The sequence below is a fragment of the Streptomyces diversicolor genome (assembly GCF_057537855.1).
In genome coordinates this window covers 19,593-37,212 of record NZ_BAAJXA010000065.1, presented here as the reverse complement: position 1 = coordinate 37,212, position 17,620 = coordinate 19,593, and the positions used below count along the sequence as shown (strand labels likewise).

14 protein-coding genes and 1 pseudogene are annotated in these 17,620 nt (G+C 71.0%); 10 read left to right on the top strand and 5 right to left on the bottom strand.

Going from position 1 to position 17,620, the window contains the following annotated elements:
- Nucleotides 1–7: 7 nt before the first annotated feature.
- From tgmB to AC27LF_RS42380, 4 genes are all read left to right on the top strand, one after another.
- Nucleotides 8–973, top strand: a complete 966-nt coding sequence (gene tgmB / locus AC27LF_RS42395) for an ATP-grasp ribosomal peptide maturase (RefSeq protein ID WP_479661829.1) — start codon at nucleotides 8–10, stop codon at nucleotides 971–973.
- Nucleotides 966–2,132 (top strand): ATP-grasp peptide maturase system methyltransferase, encoded by a 1,167-nt coding sequence (tgmC, locus tag AC27LF_RS42390; RefSeq protein ID WP_479661807.1) that lies wholly within the window; start codon nucleotides 966–968, stop codon nucleotides 2,130–2,132. The genes tgmB and tgmC overlap by 8 nt, the downstream gene beginning before the upstream one ends.
- A complete protein-coding gene (locus tag AC27LF_RS42385; protein WP_487227854.1) occupies nucleotides 2,015–2,509 on the top strand; it encodes a DUF6087 family protein in 495 nt (164 codons plus the stop codon). The genes tgmC and AC27LF_RS42385 overlap by 118 nt, the downstream gene beginning before the upstream one ends.
- A gap of 104 nt (nucleotides 2,510–2,613) precedes the next feature.
- A complete protein-coding gene (locus tag AC27LF_RS42380; RefSeq protein ID WP_479661809.1) occupies nucleotides 2,614–3,081 on the top strand; it encodes an NUDIX hydrolase in 468 nt (155 codons plus the stop codon).
- On the opposite strand, the pseudogene AC27LF_RS42375 reads toward AC27LF_RS42380, so the two are convergent.
- Nucleotides 3,069–3,631: pseudogene (locus AC27LF_RS42375) on the bottom strand (HD domain-containing protein). The gene AC27LF_RS42380 and the pseudogene AC27LF_RS42375 overlap by 13 nt on opposite strands.
- 830 nt (nucleotides 3,632–4,461) lie before the next feature.
- On the opposite strand from AC27LF_RS42375, the gene AC27LF_RS42370 reads away from it, so the two are divergent.
- Both AC27LF_RS42370 and AC27LF_RS42365 read left to right on the top strand, forming a co-directional pair.
- Complete coding sequence (locus tag AC27LF_RS42370) at nucleotides 4,462–7,047, top strand: bifunctional FO biosynthesis protein CofGH (RefSeq protein WP_479661810.1); 2,586 nt, start codon at nucleotides 4,462–4,464, stop codon at nucleotides 7,045–7,047.
- 90 nt (nucleotides 7,048–7,137) lie between these two features.
- A complete protein-coding gene (locus tag AC27LF_RS42365) occupies nucleotides 7,138–7,704 on the top strand; it encodes a hypothetical protein (protein ID WP_404033881.1) in 567 nt (188 codons plus the stop codon).
- On the opposite strand, the gene AC27LF_RS42360 is transcribed toward AC27LF_RS42365, so the two are convergent.
- A complete protein-coding gene (locus AC27LF_RS42360; RefSeq protein WP_479661811.1) occupies nucleotides 7,697–8,230 on the bottom strand; it encodes a DUF2165 domain-containing protein in 534 nt (177 codons plus the stop codon). The genes AC27LF_RS42365 and AC27LF_RS42360 overlap by 8 nt on opposite strands.
- Nucleotides 8,231–8,282: 52 nt before the next feature.
- On the opposite strand from AC27LF_RS42360, the gene AC27LF_RS42355 reads away from it, so the two are divergent.
- The 3 genes from AC27LF_RS42355 to AC27LF_RS42345 all read left to right on the top strand — a co-directional run bounded on the left by AC27LF_RS42355 (nucleotide 8,283) and on the right by AC27LF_RS42345 (nucleotide 12,031).
- Complete coding sequence (locus AC27LF_RS42355; protein ID WP_479661812.1) at nucleotides 8,283–9,428, top strand: AAA family ATPase; 1,146 nt, start codon at nucleotides 8,283–8,285, stop codon at nucleotides 9,426–9,428.
- An 11-nt stretch (nucleotides 9,429–9,439) separates the two neighbouring features.
- A complete protein-coding gene (locus tag AC27LF_RS42350; protein WP_479661813.1) occupies nucleotides 9,440–10,522 on the top strand; it encodes a glycerophosphodiester phosphodiesterase family protein in 1,083 nt (360 codons plus the stop codon).
- A gap of 393 nt (nucleotides 10,523–10,915) precedes the next feature.
- Nucleotides 10,916–12,031 (top strand): ADP-ribosylglycohydrolase family protein, encoded by a 1,116-nt coding sequence (locus AC27LF_RS42345; protein ID WP_479661814.1) that lies wholly within the window; start codon nucleotides 10,916–10,918, stop codon nucleotides 12,029–12,031.
- A gap of 3 nt (nucleotides 12,032–12,034) precedes the next feature.
- Here the strand turns inward: AC27LF_RS42345 and AC27LF_RS42340 are convergent, their stop codons facing one another.
- Together AC27LF_RS42340 and AC27LF_RS42335 are read right to left on the bottom strand one after the other, a co-directional pair.
- Nucleotides 12,035–13,606: a sodium:solute symporter family protein gene (locus AC27LF_RS42340; protein ID WP_479661815.1), complete on the bottom strand. Its 1,572-nt coding sequence runs from the start codon at nucleotides 13,604–13,606 to the stop codon at nucleotides 12,035–12,037.
- A gap of 218 nt (nucleotides 13,607–13,824) precedes the next feature.
- Entirely contained in the window at nucleotides 13,825–14,610 is a 786-nt protein-coding gene (locus tag AC27LF_RS42335; RefSeq protein WP_479661816.1) for an SDR family oxidoreductase, read from the bottom strand.
- Between the two features lie 106 nt (nucleotides 14,611–14,716).
- On the opposite strand from AC27LF_RS42335, the gene AC27LF_RS42330 reads away from it, so the two are divergent.
- A complete protein-coding gene (locus tag AC27LF_RS42330) occupies nucleotides 14,717–15,577 on the top strand; it encodes a hypothetical protein (protein WP_479661817.1) in 861 nt (286 codons plus the stop codon).
- 9 nt (nucleotides 15,578–15,586) lie between these two features.
- Here the strand turns inward: AC27LF_RS42330 and AC27LF_RS42325 are convergent, their stop codons facing one another.
- Nucleotides 15,587–17,530, bottom strand: coding sequence for an MFS transporter (locus AC27LF_RS42325; RefSeq protein WP_479661818.1), 1,944 nt, complete (start codon nucleotides 17,528–17,530; stop codon nucleotides 15,587–15,589).
- Nucleotides 17,531–17,620: the final 90 nt, after the last annotated feature.

The window sequence follows — 17,620 nt, the reverse complement described above, 5'->3', positions numbered from 1 at the left end:
GATGTCCGTGACTGAGGAGAGGCCGGTGCTGGTGGCCACTGAGGATGACGATGTCACCGCCGACATGGTCATCGCTGAGCTCAACCGGCGAAGTGTGCCAGTGGCCAGGTTCAACCCTGCCGATATCGGCGGTGGTCTGACGGTCACGGCTCGGTTCGGCACCTGCCCGGCCCCGGTGGTCGGGCAGGTGCGTACCTCGTCGAGGACCGTCGACCTGACCCGCGCACGGGCGGTGTACTGGCGCCGCCCCGTCTGGCCGACCTTCCCGTATCTGGACCGCGACGACGCTCAGTTCGCGGCGGCCCAGGTCCGATACGGGGTGGGAGGCATCCTTTACGCCCTTGACGGCCCCCTGTGGGTGAACCACCCGCTTAGCAACGCCGCCGCGGACTACAAACCAGCCCAACTGGCTCTCGCCCACAGGCTCGGTCTCACCGTCCCGCCGACCCTTGTGACCAATGACCCGGACCAGGCACGGGAGTTCATCGTCGCCCACGGTCAGGTGGTCTACAAGACACTGCGGTGGACACCGTACGAGCGAGACGGACTGCCTGTCACGGGGTGGGCGGATCCGGTCACCGCTGCCGAGATCGATGACGGCGTGAGTGTGACGCCGCACCTGTTCCAGGCTCGTGTGAACAAGGCCGCCGACGTGCGGGTACTGGTGGTCGACCGGCAGACATTCGCCGTGCGGATCGACTCGGACCTGGGGGACTGGCGCAAGGATTACTCCGCCCTCTCCTACAGCGTTGTGGACCTGCCCGATCACATGGACAAGGCGCTCCTCGCCTACCTGGACCACTTCAGGCTGGCGTCCGGGAGCTTTGACCTCGCTCTGGACCGAGCGGATGACTACTGGTGGTTGGAGCTGAACCCGAACGGCCAGTGGGCGTGGCTGGAGGAGAAGACAGGCCTGGAGATGTCTGCCGCATTCGCTGATTTGCTGACCCGAGGAGGCGCCCGCCATGACTGATACCGGACCCGAAAGGGGTGCCCTCGCTGACCGGCTGGAGCGGGCCGGTGTCCTCGTGTCGGCCCAGTGGCGGGCCGCGGTGGAGGCCGTGCCGCGTGAGCTGTTCCTGAACCCCGGGGTCTTCCTGCCGGTGGCCGGTGGCCGCTGGCGGCCGGTCACTGCCGTAGGGACCGACCCGATGGAGTGGGCAGAGATCGCCTACGGCGACTGGTCCCTGACCACACAGCTGGACGGCCACCTCACCGCCGATCAGGCCGACGGCCTTGTGACCGGCGTACCTACATCGTCGTCCACCACACCGGTCACCGTGGTCGGCATGATCGAGAGCCTGGACGTGGACGACAGGCACCGGGTCCTGGAGATCGGTACGGGCACCGGTTATTCCTCTGCCCTGATGTGCCACCGCCTCGGCGAGGACAACGTGACGACGGTCGAGGTGGATCCCGGTGTGGCTGCCCGTGCGGACGCCGCTTTGGAAGCGGCAGGGTTCTCGACATGGACCGTTACGGGAGACGGGCTCTTCGGACACCCCAGCCGCGCCCCGTACGACCGGGTGATCGCCACCTGTGCCGTGCGACGCATCCCGCACACCTGGATCCGGCAGACGAAGCCGGGCGGCATCATCCTGACCACGGTGGGCTCCTGGCCTTACGGTACTGGTCTGGCGAAGGTCACAGTGGGCGGGGACGGGACCGCCGAGGGCAGGATCATCTGCGCCTCCTCCTTCATGCAGGCTCGGGCTCAAGCCATGGTCCCAGCAGCCGGTGACCTGTCCGCCCGCACGGCCTACGCCGACAGCGAGCGAGCGGCGAAGGTCACGCCCGCCACGCTGGAGGAATGGATGCCCGCTTTCCTCGCCCAGCTCGCCGCCCCCGGCGTCCAACTCGTCCGTGCCTCGACGCGCGAGGGGCTTGCACTCCTGTACCTCTTCGACTCGGAGCGCGAGTCCTTCGCAGAATTCACCTCTGACGGCAGCGGCTGGACCGTTCGCCAAGGTGGGCCCGTGGCCTTGTGGGACGACATCGAGCACACTCTCACCGCATGGCAGGACGCGGGGAGTCCGGACATCACCGCCGTATGGCTCAAGGTCGACAACAAGTCTCACACGTACGGGATCGAGGGCGCACCATCGTTGCAATGGTGCCATCGCCTTGCCTGAACGAGGATCAGTGCCCCTTGTCGGCCCGCCACCTTTCCTGGGAAGCAGTGCTCGAAGCACAAGGGAGCGAGATGGACGACGAACCGCTTTCAGAATGGGCGGCACGCCGGGGCGCCAAGGTCGGGCGGCTTCGCGCCGTACCCCTCGTCTCCGGTGAGGGCCCCAGGGGCTCGCATCTGAATCCGCATGCGCCCCGCGTCATCCAGCGATGGAACGGACACTCCTGGGAGCCCCACGGTTTCGCGTCCAACCTCGCCGAGGCGCAACGCATTCTGTACCCCGAGGCCAGTGAACCCCCGGCCGCGGGGCCGCCGCCCAGGCTCGGCGAGGGCACCGGAAAACACCGTAAGCCTCCGAGGCCGGCGTCGGAGAGCTGATCGAGCAGGAGACCTTGCCATGGGCCAGGACTACGCTCAGAGCTTCGACTCTGTCTGGGCCGCCGCGCGACCCTGGACACCCGACCAGGAGAGGACCGCCGACCATGGGCAGGACTGAGTACTACAACGACCCGGCCGCCCCGAAGGCGAACACCCTCATTCCGGCCAGCAACCTGCTCGTCGTCGACGAGACCGGCGCCATCCTCCTCCAGCGCCGTCGCGACACCGGCCAGTGGGCACTCCCCGGCGGGGCCCAGGACATCGGCGAGACCGCGGCCGAGTGCGCCGTACGCGAGTGCCTGGAGGAGACCGGCATCATCGCGGAGATCACCGGCTTCCTCGGCGTCTACACCAACCCGAACCACATCGTCGCCTACACCGACGGCGAGATCCGCCAGCAGTACGAGAACACCTACATCGGCCGCCCCGTCGGCGGAGCACCCACGATCAACGACGAGGCCGACGGGGTCCGCTTCGTCCAGCCGGCCGAGCTGGACCGGTACGACATCCACCAGAGCATGCGCCAGCAGATCGGCGACTACCTCGCCGGCACCTATCCCTACCTCGGCTGAGCCACCAGGGCAGCCTCAATCCTCTCGACCGAGGAGAAGAACTCCGGCGCCGCCCGCCGGATGAACCGCCCGACCACACTGTCCGGGCCGTAGCGGCCGACGACCTCCGCGATCCGCTCCCCTGCGGTGGTCCGGTTGCGTCGGGCGTCGTCGTCATGTCGCAGTACACGAGTGCGTCCACCAGCAGCGGATCGTCCAGCAGCGGGAACTCCGTTACCAACTCCTCACTCAGCTCGCGCTTCTTGGCTTCCAGCAGCGCGAAGGTGTGGTTGGCGACCAGGCGGGGCAGCCGTTCGTCCGCAGTGTGCCTGTCCCTGAGGAAGCGGGCGCCGTCGAGGGGGTGGAAACCGGTCATAGCCAAGCGGGGCGCGTAGCCGACGTCGTGCAGAACGGCGGCGGACGTCAGCAGGTCGGCGTCCGCGCCTAGAAGCCGCCCGATCTGCGCCGCCCGGGCGGCGACTCCCTGGCAGTGCGCCCATCGCCGAGGAAGCGCGTCAGCGAGCTCGGCCTGTGCGATGGTCTGTGCCCAGTGGTACATCGCCTGGTTCATGGACGGCTTCATCCCCTTCCGGAGCATCGGTCAGTCCCCGTACCTCGGCCGACCGTGCAAGAGGGCTGCCGCTCCCAGGCAAGGACGCTGGCGAGGTCGGCGCGTGGGCGCGGATTGTCCGGTCGTCATCGCTCGACGGGCGGCGGCACGGCCGACCGAATAGGCGCGAGGAACGGCGCGAGCGGCCACGACGGCCCGGCACTCGGCAATGGCGCCGCACCTTCCGAGCTGTCTCCGGCTCCCTGCTGGACCGACGGTGGCGAGGCCGCCCCGAAGGGGGCGCGGGGAACGGCGCGAGCGGCCACGACGGCCGGCAGTCGGCGACGTACCGCACCTCCCGAGCTGTCTCCGGCTCCCTGCTGGACCGACGGTGGCGAGGCCGCCCCGTAGGGGGCGCGGGGAACGGCGCGAGCGGCCACGACGGCCGGCAGTCGGCGACGTACCGCACCTGCCGAGCTGTCTCCGGCTCCCTGCTGGACCGACGGTGGCGAGGCCGCCCCGTAGGGGGCGCGGGGAACGGCGCGAGCGGCCACGACGGTCCCGCAGTCGGCGACGTACCGCGCCTGCCGAGCTGTCTCCGGGCTCCCTGCTGGACCGACGGTGGCAAGGCCGCCCCGAAAGGGGCACGGGGAACTGCGCGAGCGGCCACGACGGCCGGCAGTCGGCAACGGCACCGCAACCCCCGAGCTGTCCCCCGCCCTGGACGCCAAGGGGGCGCGGGGAACGGCGCGAGCGGCCACGACGGCCCGCAGTCGGCAACGGCACCGCAACCCCCCGAGCTGCCCCCCGCTCCCCGCTGAACCGGCGGAGCCCGAACGTATGCTCAAGGAATGACGACTTCCGCGACCTCCGGAACCGGCCCGACCGAGAACTCCATGCGTCGCGCCCTCAAACGCGCCCGGGACGGCGTCGCCCTCGACGTCTCCGAGGCGGCGGTGCTGCTCCAGGCGCGCGGCGAGGCCCTTGACGACCTCGCCGCGTCCGCCGCCCGGGTGCGGGACGCGGGCCTGGAAGCGGCGGGCAGGCCCGGCGTCATCACGTACTCGAAGAGCGTCTTCGTCCCCCTCACCCGGCTGTGCCGGGACAAGTGCCACTACTGCACCTTCGTCACCGTCCCCGGCAAGCTGCGCCGCGCCGGGCACGGGATGTTCATGTCCCCGGACGAGGTCCTGGACATCGCCCGCAAGGGCGCGGCGCTCGGCTGCAAGGAAGCCCTGATCACCCTCGGCGACAAGCCCGAGGACCGCTGGCCGGAGGCGCGTGAATGGCTGGACGCGCACGGCTACGACGACACCATCGCCTACGTCCGTGCCGTCTCCATCCGCATCCTGGAGGAGACGGGTCTGCTCCCGCACCTCAACCCGGGCGTCATGACCTGGACGGACTTCCAGCGCCTCAAGCCCGTCGCCCCTTCCATGGGCATGATGCTGGAGACCACCGCGACCCGACTGTGGTCGGAGCCGGGCGGCCCGCACCACGGCTCCCCGGACAAGGAACCCGCCGTACGGCTGCGGGTCCTGGAGGACGCGGGCCGCTCCTCCGTCCCGTTCACCTCCGGGTTGCTGATCGGCATCGGTGAGACCTACGAGGAGCGCGCGGAGTCCCTTTTCGCGCTGCGCAAGGTCGCACGCGCCTACCACGGCATCCAGGAGCTGATCATCCAGAACTTCCGCGCCAAGCCGGACACGGCGATGCGCGGCATGCCGGACGCGGAACTGGACGATCTGGTCGCCGCCGTGGCCGTCGCCCGGCACATCATGGGCCCGAGCGCCTGCCTCCAGGCCCCGCCGAACCTGGTCGACGCCGAGTACGAGCGGCTGATCGGGGCGGGCATCGACGACTGGGGCGGCGTCTCCCCGCTCACCATCGACCACGTCAACCCGGAACGCCCCTGGCCGCAGATCGAGGAGCTGGCCGCGAAGTCCGCGGCGGCCGGCTTCGAAATGCGAGAACGCCTGTGTGTCTACCCGGAGTTCGTGCGGCGCGGCGAGCCCTGGCTGGACCCGCGGCTGCGCCCGCACGTGGCCGCGCTGGCCGACCCTGAGACCGGCCTCGCGCGTCCCGGGGCCCGCCCGGCGGGGCTGCCCTGGCAGGAGCCGGATGAGGCGTTCACCGCCACCGGCCGTACCGATCTGCACCGCACCATCGACACCGAGGGCCGCACCGCCGACCGGCGCGACGACTTCGACGAGGTGTACGGCGACTGGTCCGCGCTGCGCGAGGCGGCGGCCCCCGGGATGGCACCGGAGCGGATCGACACGGACGTACGCGCGGCCCTGGCGACCGCGGCCGACGACCCGACCCGGCTGACCGACGCGGAGGCGCTGGCCCTGCTGCACGCCGACGGCACGGCGCTGGACGCGCTCACCCGGATCGCCGACGATGTGCGCCGGGCGGCGGTCGGCGACGACGTCACCTACATCGTGACCCGCAACATCAACTTCACCAATGTCTGCTACACCGGCTGCCGCTTCTGCGCGTTCGCGCAGCGCCGCACGGACGCCGACGCGTACACCCTGTCCCTGGAGCAGGTCGCGGACCGCGCCCAGCAGGCGTGGGACGTCGGCGCGGTGGAGGTGTGCATGCAGGGCGGCATCCACCCGGACCTGCCCGGTACCGCGTACTTCGACATCGCGAGGGCGGTCAAGGAACGCGTCCCGGGGATGCATGTGCACGCCTTCTCGCCGATGGAGGTGGTCAACGGCGCCACCCGCACCGGCCTGTCGATCCGCGAGTGGCTGACGGCGGCGAAGGAGGCCGGGCTCGACTCCGTGCCGGGTACGGCGGCGGAGATCCTGGACGACGAGGTGCGCTGGGTGCTCACCAAGGGCAAGCTGCCCACGGCGACCTGGATCGAGGTGATCACGACCGCGCACGAGCTGGGCATCCGGTCGAGTTCGACGATGATGTACGGCCATGTGGACCAGCCCCGCCACTGGCTCGGCCATCTGCGCACGCTCGCCCGCATCCAGCGGGAGACGGGCGGCTTCACGGAGTTCGTGACGCTGCCGTTCATCCACACCAACGCGCCGGTGTATCTGGCGGGCATCGCCCGGCCGGGCCCGACGCCGCGGGACAACCGGGCGGTGACCGCGATGGCCCGGCTGCTGCTGCACCCGTACATCCCGAACATCCAGACCAGCTGGGTGAAGCTGGGCACGGAGGGCGCGGCGGAGATGCTGCGCTCCGGCGCGAACGACCTGGGCGGCACGCTCATGGAGGAGACGATCTCCCGCATGGCGGGCTCCTCGTACGGCTCCTACAAGTCGGTGCGCGACCTGGTTGCGGTGGCGGAGGCGGCGGGCCGCCCGGCCCGGCCCCGTACGACGCTGTACGGGCCGGTGCCCGAGGAGCGGCGGCGGGCGGCGGCGGCCTCGGACGGGCATCTTCCTCAGCTGCTGCCGGTGCTGGACTGACACCCTCGGGAGGCCGCCGGACGGCACGACCACAGTACGATGATCCGACCCCCGTTCGACGGGGACCCGTAGCGGAGGAGATGCGTACCCGTGCCAGCCCGACTGCCCTCGTGGGCCTGGGTCACCGGTCTGACGGTGGGGGCGACCGCGGCCGTCGTCGCCCTCGCCGTCCAGGCCGACAAGGGGCCGCACCCCACCGCCGCGGCGGCCCGGCCCAGCGCGTCGGCGTCCGCGAGCGCGCACCCGGCACCCGAGCCGACCCGGACGGCGGCCCCCGCGGTGCCGGACGGCTCCGGCACCGGCCGGCGCATCGTCTACTCGCTCGGCCAGAAGCGGGTGTGGCTGGTCGACGCGGCGGAGAAGGCGACCAGGACCTTCACCGTGTGGCCGGGCACGGTCAGCCCCGACCCCGGCACCTACACCATCTCCAACACCCGCCCGGCCACGACCGGTTCGGACGGCGTACCGATCGAGCACGTCCTCTACTTCGCCGGCAAGTCGGGCCTGTCGATCGCCTTCTCCAACGCGGCCGACGGCTCGTCCCCGCCGCCCGCCGACGGCAAGCAGACCAGCGGCATCCGGATGCCCAAGGCGGACGGCGCGGCCCTGTGGACGTTCGGCACGGAGCCGGACACCAAGGTCACGGTGGTCAGCTAGCCGACGACCGGTCCGGCAGCTGGACGATCAGCAGGACGACACCGCTGAGCAGGAACGCCCGGGTCGCCGCCTCCAGTCCGTTCCACGTCTTCGACTGCCACATGGCGAACCACTCGCCGCCGATCGCGATGAATCCGGCGCCGAACAGCAGCATCACCATCAGCAGCCCGTACGTGGACAGCCGCCGGGCCCGCCCGTGGTCGCGGCGCGCCCACAGCCACGTCCCGGCGACGAGGACGAGGGCCGCGGCCCACTCCCAGACGATGATCGCGACGTAGGCGGAGTCCTGGAGCGCGGTGCTCGTGACGGCCCGGCCCATCAGGTTCTTGTCCCGGAACGTCGTGTCCATGGCCAGAACATGCCGTACGAACTGCTGATTGGTGCCGAAGTCCATGACGTTCCCCAGGGCGACGAGCGTCATATAGAGGGCGACGGTCGCGGTGAGCACTCCCGCGGCCAGGGCGAGCCCACGGGATCCGGCGGCGGCACCGGCGTCGGCGGTGCGTGTGGTGGAGGTGGTGACCATGACCGGTTCCTTCCCTGCCGACTCCGGTGTGTCCCATACGCATTGAGCCAGATTGGAGCCGGGCCGTTCCGGTGAGGCGAGGGGGCGTACGCATGGCGCGGCCGCGGCTGTCGACGCGGGAGCTGATCGGGCGCCGCAGACGGTTTCCGGGTTCATCGGACGCGGCGCCGAACGGGCCGCGTTCCGGGCTGACTTCGGCGTTGCCCCCGAGGACGAGCGGCACCGGTTCCCGTCCCACGTCCATGGCAACGCGGGGGTCGGAAAGACCTTCCTGGTACGGGAGTTGGAGCAGATCGCCGAGGAACACGGGGCGCTGACCCGCGTATGGGAGGAGGCCGCCGGGAGCGTGCCGGAGGCACCGGCCGCCATCAGCCGCCAATGCGCCGCCCAGGGCCACCGGTTCAAGGAACGGGACCGGCTGCCGGCCGCGCACCGGGAGCACCGGCCCGAGGCGGAGGCGGCCGACTACGACCGGGCGCCCGCCCTGGACCCCGACCACGCGTCGGCATACGCGAGCCGCGGTGCCTCACTGGCCGCCCTGCACCGCCCCGAGGACGCACTCGCGGACTTCGACCGCGCACTGCGCCGCAGACCGGACTACGCCTCGCCCAAACCCGATGAACAGCCGTACTGCGCACCCGCCCGGCGGACTGACGCCCGGCGAGCCGGCGCTCCGACGCGACCGAGCGGTTCGTCGGCGTATGCGGGGCGGTGGTGTCACGGGGACGTGGTGCTCAGTGCGGGCGGCCCCCGGGCCTGGCGGCGGCGGACGGCGGTGCTGCGCACTCGGCCCGTGGACCGAGGCCCGGTGACCGGGCGGCTGGGGCGGGCCGTTGCCCTGACGGTGTGGCCGCCCCACGGGGCGGGGCCCGACGGTCGCGTTCGGGAATGTCATCGGCCGGGCCCGACGGTCGCGTTCGGGAATGCCATCGGCCGGGGGCGTCGGCCGCGTTCGGCAACGCCTCCCGGTCGGGACCGTCGGTCTTCGGCAGCGCCGCCCGGCCGGGGACCCGCGCGCAGCCCGCGTTCGGGAGTCGTCGGGGCGGGGCAGCGGCATGCCGGCGCGCGCCGGCGTCGAGGTCCGCAGAGCCCGCGCGCGTCGTCGTTTTCCGGGCGTTCACGAAGCCCTCATGCGGCAAGGCTTGGTGGCGGCTTTGCCCTCGGCCTACCTTCACGGGGCACAGTCGGTCCGATGTAAGCGAGGCCAGAATGCTCCTCAGGCATGCAATCGCCGCCCTGGCAGTGGTGCCCGCGCTCGCTGTCCCGGCGACCGCCCAGGCGGCCACCGCTCAGCAGGGTGCCCAGCACGTTCTTCCCCAGAAGACCCACTTCGATCTGCAGGCCCACCGCGGCGGCATCGGCATGACCACCGAGGAGTCCCTGGAGGGCTTCGGCAAGGCCCTGCGCCTCGGGGTGAGCACCCTTGAGCTGGACACGCACGTCACCAAGGACCAGAAGGTCGTGGTCAATCACGACCGGCAGATCAGCGCCCAGAAGTGCAAGGACACCGGCCCGGTGACGCCGGGCGACCCGATGTACCCGTACGTCGGCAAGTACATCAAGGACCTGACGCTGGCCCAGATCAAGACGATGGACTGCGGCTACCAGCAGCTGCCCGGCTTCCCCGAGCAGGAGCAGATCAAGGGCTTCCGCATGGTGGAGCTGAAGGACGTCCTCAACCTGGTCAAGAGCTACAAGGCCAAGCAGGTCAAGCTCAACATCGAGACCAAGGTCGAGGCGGGCGCGCCCGAGCAGACGGCGCCGCGCGAGCTGTTCGTACGGCGCGTCTACGAGGAGATCCACCGCTCGGGCATCGAGAAGCAGGTCACCATCCAGTCCTTCGACTGGGGCGCCCTGAAGGTGATGCACCGGCTCGCGCCGTCCTACCCGCTGGTGGCGCTGACCAACTACGACTTCCTCCAGGTCGGCAAGCCCGGCGCGTCCCCGTGGCTCGGCGGCATCGACGCCGACGACTACGACGGCGACTTCGTCAAGGCGGCCGCCGCCGTCCCGGGCGTCACGGCGCTCTCGCCCGTCTACGGCATGCCGCAGAACGGGACCGTCGCGGACCCGGACTTCCGGTTCTACGTCACCGAGAAGATGGTCGCGGACGCCCATGCGCGCGGCCTGAAGGTCATCCCGTGGACCTGTGACGACAACCCGACCATCGAGGCGCTGATGGACATGGGGATCGACGGCATCATCACCGACTACCCCAACCACGTCCGGGACATCATGGCCGACCGCGGCATGCGCCTGCCCAAGTCCTACCCCGCGCCCCGCACCCACTGACGCCCTCGTCCCGCCGGTGGTGCCGGCCGCCCCCGGCCGACACCACCGCCCCGCCGGTCACCCGCCTGGAACAACGCGGCTTCCCGACGACTGACAAGCCCTCGGCGAACCGCGTCACGACACCGAGGCGGCGGGCCGGGCGTGCCGGGACGCCACCGGCTGTCCGTCGCCGTCGGAGTCAGCGGCCGGCCAACGTCTCGCCCAGCACCCCGAGTTGACGTCGGCGGCGGTGTCGGCAGACCCCGCTGACAGACCCCGTCGACACCCGATACCGGTCACTCTCCGTCATTTCTGTCACATCCCGCATACCGATCCGCCTCCTGAACGGACCGTTCCCGGTCGAATACAGTGCTGTGCTGTCGTGCGTACGGACGCTGCCCGGAGGAGGTCTTGGTGGGTGCGACAGCCGGTGCGGTCTGGGGCCGTGCCGAACAGCAGGACTTCCGCAGCCGGGTGCGGGGCACGCTCCTCGGCGCGGCCGTCGGCGACGCGCTGGGCGGCCCGGCGGACGGGCTCACGCTGGAGGAGATCCGCTCCGCGTTCGGCGCCGAGGGCCTGGTGGACCTGGCCGTCGGCTTCGGCAGGCGCGGCGCGGTCACCCACCACACCCAGCTGACCCTGTTCACCGTGGACGGCCTGATCCGCGCCCAGGTCCGCCGCGACACCGGCGCCTGGCATCCGCCGACCGATCTGCACCGGGCGTATCTGCGCTGGGCGGCAACCCAGCGGGACTGGGGCCCGGACGAGCGCCGCGAGGAGGACGGCTGGCTGGCCCGTCAGGAGTGGCTGTACGCCCGGCGGGATCCGTCGCGGGCGCTGCTGATCGGCTTCGGCGACGCGCACATGGGCACGCTGGACAAGCCCAAGAACCCGGGCGAGCTGGGCCCGGAGGCGGTGGCCAGGTCGGCGCCGTTCGGGCTGCTGGTCGGCTGGGAGCCGCAGCTGGTGGTGCAGCTGGCCGTGGAGTGCGCGGCGCAGACCCACGGGCACCCCACGGCGTATCTGGCGGCGGGCGCGTACGCGGTGATCGTGCACGCGCTGGCCCGCGGCGAGAGCCTGGACGGCGCCGTCCAGCGGGCGCTCGCCCTGCTCGCCGCCCGGCCCGGCCACCAGCCGGTCTCGGACGCACTCCAGCACGCGCTCGGCGCGGTGCGGCAGGGCATGCCGAGCCCGGCGCGGGTGGAGGAACTGGCGGGCGACGGCACGGCGGACGGGCTGCTGGCCGCCGCCGTGTACTGCGCGCTGGTGGGGGAGGACGTACGGCACGGGCTGTGCCTGGCCGTCAACCAGGCGGGGCCCTCCGGCGCGGCGGGCGCGCTCACCGGCGGACTGCTGGGCGCCCTGCACGGTGAAACGGCCCTCCCGCCGGCCTGGCTGGCCGAACTGGAGGGCCGCCCCACGATCCTGGAACTGGCCGACGACTTCGCGATGGAGATGACCCAGGGGCCCGCGCTGCACGGGCCCTCCGGGTCCTCGCCGGGGTGGCTGGTCCGGTATCCGAGGGCCTGACGCTCACTCCTGCGCGGGCGCGCCCACCACGTTGTCGCCCGCCTGCGCGGGGGCCGGCACGGCGCGGGCCGCGCTGTCGTCGTCCGTGTTGATCCGCTCGATGATCGCGAGCCGTTCCGGGGTGTCCTCCGGCTTGAGGTAGCCGATGAGGACGTACAGCACCAGGGAGACGGCCAGCGGCACGGAGACCTGGTACTGGAGCGGGACGCCGCCGTCGACGTTCCAGTTGATCGGGTAGTTGACCAGCCAGAAGGCCAGCAGTCCAAGCGCCCAGCTGACGAGTGCGGCTGTCGGTCCTGACCTGCGGAACGTGCGCAGCAGCCCCAGCATCATCGGGATGGCGATCGGGCCCATGAGACCGGCGACCCACTTGATGACGACGGTGATGATGTCCTTGAACGTGGGCGAGTTGACCTGTGTGGCCACGGCCATGGACAGACCGAGGAAGACGACGGTGGTGATGCGGGCCGCGATCAGGCCCGAGCGCTCGCCCCAGTCACGCGCCCGTGCGGACAGCACCGGTGCCACGTCCCGGGTGAACACGGCGGCGATGGCGTTGGCGTCCGAGGAGCACATGGCCATGGTGTGGGAGAAGAAGCCGACGATGACAAGTCCCAGCATGCCGTGCGGCAGGAGCTGTTCGGTCATCAGGGCGTAGGAGTCGGAGCCGTCCGGCTTCTGCGCCTGGACCAGCAGCGGCGACATCCACATCGGGAAGAACAGGACGACCGGCCACACCAGCCAGAGCGCCGCGGACAGCCGGGCCGAGCGCGACGCCTCGTGCGCACTGGCGGTCGCCATGTAGCGCTGGGCCTGGTTCAGCATGCCGCCGTTGTACTCGAAGAGCTTGATGAACAGGAAGGCGAGCAGGAAGACCGTGCCGTAGGGGCCGACCAGCGGCTTGCCGTGGCCGTGCAGCGCGGGCTCGTCCCAGGCGCCGAAGAACCCGATGTTCTTGTCGTTGAGTTCGACCACCACCGCGACGAACATGGCGAGACCGGCCAGCAACTGGATGACGAACTGGCCGAGTTCGGTCAGCGCGTCCGCCCACAGGCCGCCGATGGTGCAGTAGATCGCGGTGATCACACCGGTGATGAGGATGCCCTGGTTGAGGGAGACGCCGGTGAAGACGGACAACAGCGTGGCGATGGCGGCCCACTTGGCGCCCACGTCCACGATCTTCAGCAGCATGCCGGACCAGGCGAGCGCCTGCTGGGTGGGGAGGTTGTAGCGGTTCTTCAGGTATTCCAGCGGCGAGGCCACATGCAGCCGTGAGCGCAGCCGGTTGATGCGCGGTGCGAACAGCTTCGAGCCGATGGCGATGCCCAGCGCGATGGGGAAGGACCAGGTGACGAAGGAGGTGACGCCGTAGGTGTAGGCGATTCCGGCGTACCCGGTGAACATGACCGCGCTGTAGCCGGACATGTGGTGCGAGATGCCGGAGAGCCACCAGGGCATCTTGCCGCCGGCCGTGAAGAAGTCGCTGACGTTGTCCACGCGCTTGTGCGACCACACGCCGATCGCGACCATCACGCCGAAGTAGGCGATGAGCACGGCCCAGTCGATACCGTTCATGTGCCCCCCTTCCAGGGTCCGCCTTGTGAACTCCGCTCAGCCGGTCGGCACTTCGCACGAACGGAGCGGGGACGGGGAAGGCCGCGAAGTGCCCGCTCATCGTGGGTGCGCTGACGAGGGCACGACAAGGCGACGGAAGGTCAAGTACAGGTAAAAAGGTTCGAATTGCTGACCTTGGTTCACATCTTTGAACGTCTTCGCTGGGGCCGTGAAGGGGTTCAGCGCATCAGCTCCCCGGCGTTGACCAGCAGGGACTGCCCCGTGATGGCGCGCGCCCGGTCCGAGGCCAGGAACACCGCCGCGTCCGCCACGTCCCCGTCCGTCGCCAGCTCCGGCAGCGCCATCCGGTCCGTCAGCCGGCCCAGCACCTCCGCCTCCGGCACCTGCTCGGCCTGCGCGGTGAACCGCACGTAGGCCCGCACCGGCGGGCCCCACATCCAGCCCGGCAGCACGGTGTTCACCCGGATCCGGTACGGCCCCAGCTCGCGCGCCAGCGAGTACATCGCGCTGGTCAACGCCCCCTTCGAAGCGGCGTACGCGGCCTGCTGCACCTGCGAGGGCGCCGCCACCGCCGACTGGGTCCCGATGAACACCACCGAACCGCCGCCCGCCTTCAGCGAGGGCAGACAGGCCCGGGTCATCCGCAGCGTGCCCAGCAGATTCACATCGAGCACCGACCCCCAGGTCGCAAGGTCCGCGTCCTCAAGCCCGCCGAAGTAGGAGTCCCACGCGGCCACATGCACCACGGCGTCGATCCGTCCGAACCGCTCCCGCGCCAGCCCCGCCAGCGCCGCGCACTGCTCGTCGTCGGTGATGTCGGTCGCCCGGTACGCCGTGTGCGCGCCCGCCGGATCGATCTCCGCCGCGCTCTTGGCGAGGTTCGCCTCGGTGCGCGCCCCGAGCACCGCGTTGCCCCCGTCCCGTACGACGGCCGCGGCGACCTGGTGGCCGAGCCCGGCCCCCACCCCCGACACGACGACGGTCTTGCCCGCGAGCAGTGACATGGCGGACCTCCTGGCTGTCCCGGCCCTGGCGCTTTATCTGACGGAGCGTCAGAGTATGGGCGTCCGCAGGAGTTAGGAAGAGCACCGGACGACGGAGGGGAACCGTATGAGCGAGGAAACCCGCAGCGAGCTGTACGCCGAACTGGCCGCCGTGGGCCCCTACGGGGTCCGCCCCGGGCACGCCCTGATCACCATGGTCGAACCGCACCCCGGCCATGAGTACGCCTACAACCGCTGGTACGAGGACGACCACTACTACGCCGGGGCGATGGCCATGCCCTGGATGTACGCGGGCCGCCGCTGGGTGGCCACCCGGGACCTGCAACTCCTGCGCTACCCCGAGAAGTCGGCCGTGGCCCGGCCGGTCACCGCCGGCTGCTACCTCTCCACGTACTGGATCACCGACGGACGCTACGACGACCACATGCGCTGGACGGTCGCCATCAACCGGCGCCTGAACCGTGACGCCCGCGTCTACCAGGACCGCACCCATGTCTTCACGGCCTTCCAGGACCACGAGGCGACCGTCTACCGGGACGGCGCCGCCGGCCCCCGCGACCACCACGCCCTCGACCACCCCTATGCCGGCCTCGTGCTGGAGGTCGTGGACGCCGAGCCGGCCCGCGGCCGGGCCGCCCTGCTGGAGTGGCTGCGCGCCCGCCATCTGCCGAAGCGGCTGGCGGGCTCCCCGGCCGCCCTGGTGACCGTGTTCCGGCCGACGCCGCTGCCCGGCGACCGCATGACCTATGTGAAACAGGTCGAGGGCACCGACACCCGACTCACCCTGCTCTGGTTCCTGGAGAGCGACCCGCGCCAGTGCTGGGAGCGGAACTTCACCGGACTCGACCAACAGGTACGGGAGTCGGGCCTCGGCCGGGTCGAGCTGGTGGCGCCGTTCATCCCGACGATCCCCGGCACCGACCGCTACGTCGCCGAACTGCGGGCCACCGGGCCGTCCGACGCCTGACCGCGCCGGTCACCGCTTCAGCTCGTCCGGGCACGGCGTGCCCCGCGGCAGCTGGTACGGCGCCGCCAGACGGTACGTCCCGGCCCGCGGGGCCAGCAGCATCGTCCACTTGTCGCCCTTGGCGTCCTCGGCCGTCTCCATCAGACAGCCGTTGACGTTCTCGTACGTCTTCGGCACCCCGTCGGCGCGATGCTTGGAGGCCCGCGTCTCCTGCGGCGGCTTCAGGCTCTTGCCGTCGGCGTCCACGATGCTCAGCCACGGCGAGTACGGGATGCGGATCAGGACCCGGCCCGCCCTGCGCACCTCGATGGTCAGCTCGCCCTGCTCCGCCCGGTCGACGGCCGCGTTCGGCTCGGCGAGCGGCGCCGGGTCCGTCACCCGGAACAACTGCCAGTTGGCGTCGCCCCAGACCTGCTTCAGATACGGCAGCCCGCGCTGGACCAGCTCCCGTTCCCGCTCGCCGCCGTCACCGTCCGGCTCGCCCTTGGGCAGCACCACGAAGTGGACGGCCCAGCGCTGCAACCACTCGTGGTAGTTCGCCGAGTTGAGCGTGTCGTCGTAGAAGAGGGGGTTGCGCTCCATGTCGGCCTGCCGGTTCCAGCCGCGCGCCAGATTGACGTACGGGGCGAGCGCGGACGCCTCCCGGTGGGAGCGCGCCGGGACCACCTCGACCCGCCCCTTCTCGGCGTCCACCTGCTGCAACTCGTTGACCAGCGGGGCCAGCTCACGCGCCCAGGACGCCGCGGGCGTCGTGTGCACGATGTCGTCGACCGACTTGAAGCCGATCCAGCCGGCGAACCCCAGGAACGACAGCACGATCGCGTACCACTTGCGCGACCGCGGCACCGCGAAGGGCAGCGCCGCGACCAGCGCCACCCCCGCGAACAGCATCGCCAGCCGGGAGATGTTCGACCCGATCTGCGAACTGACCAGCCACACCAGCAGCACCGCGAGGCTGTACACCCCGGCCGTCAGCCGGACCGTCGTCCACTGTCTGGGCACCAGGAACAGACACAGCAGCCCGTACACCAGCGGCAGGATCATCGAGCCGAAACCCATCGGCTGGGTGCCCGAGAACGGGAACAGCCAGGCCGCGACGGCGACGACCGCGGACGGCGCGAGCCCCAGCGCCCAGGCGCCCGGGCGGCGCTTCTGCAGGAACAACGCCACCGCGACCAGGCCCACGAACAGGCCCGCGACCGGCGAGGCCATGGTGGCCAGCGCGGCCAGCGGCGCCGCGACCAGGGCCTTCGCCCACCGCTTGTGGCGCCAGCGGTAGGGCCAGCAGAAGACGGCCGCGACCGCGCCCAGGGCGAACAGCGTGCCCAGACCGAAGGTCACCCGGCCCGACAACGCGTTGCACAGCAGCGCGAAGACCCCGGCCAGCGCCGCCCACAGCGGATTGCGCACCGACCGGCTGCGGATCAGCACCATGGTCAGCAGCCCCGCCGACACCGTCCCGGCGACCATCATGGTCGTACGGACACCGAGGACCGACATCAGATACGGCGACACCACGCTGTACGACACCGGGTGCATCCCGCCGTACCAGGCGAGGTTGTACGCCGAGTCGGGGTGCCGGCCGACGAACTCGGCCCACGCGTCCTGGGCCGCGAGGTCGCCGCCGCTGTTGGCGAACGTGAAGAACCAGATGATGTGCAGCACACCGGCGAGCGCAGTGACGGAGAGGGCGGGATGCCGCAGCAGCCGCTGCCGCAGGGGTTCGGCGACGGCGAGCAGCCCGGTCGAGCGGGACGCACGCTCGTCCGCGGGTCCGGTGCGGTCGTCTACGTCGGCTACGCCGTCTACGCCGTCTACGTCGTCTGCGGGGCCGGTGTGGGTGTTGTCGGGGTCGGCGTGGGCGTCAACGTCGGTTGCGGGCAGGCGTATTCGCGGGCCCGATCCCGGGCCCGGATCGGCGTCGTCGGCGCGTGTCGGCTCCGCAGTGGCCACCTGAAGGCACTCCCCGTGTCCCGTCTTTTGTTCTCGGCCGGGTTCCCCGGTGTTTCCGGCCGCTTACCTGCCAGTTCGCGGCCCTGTCCC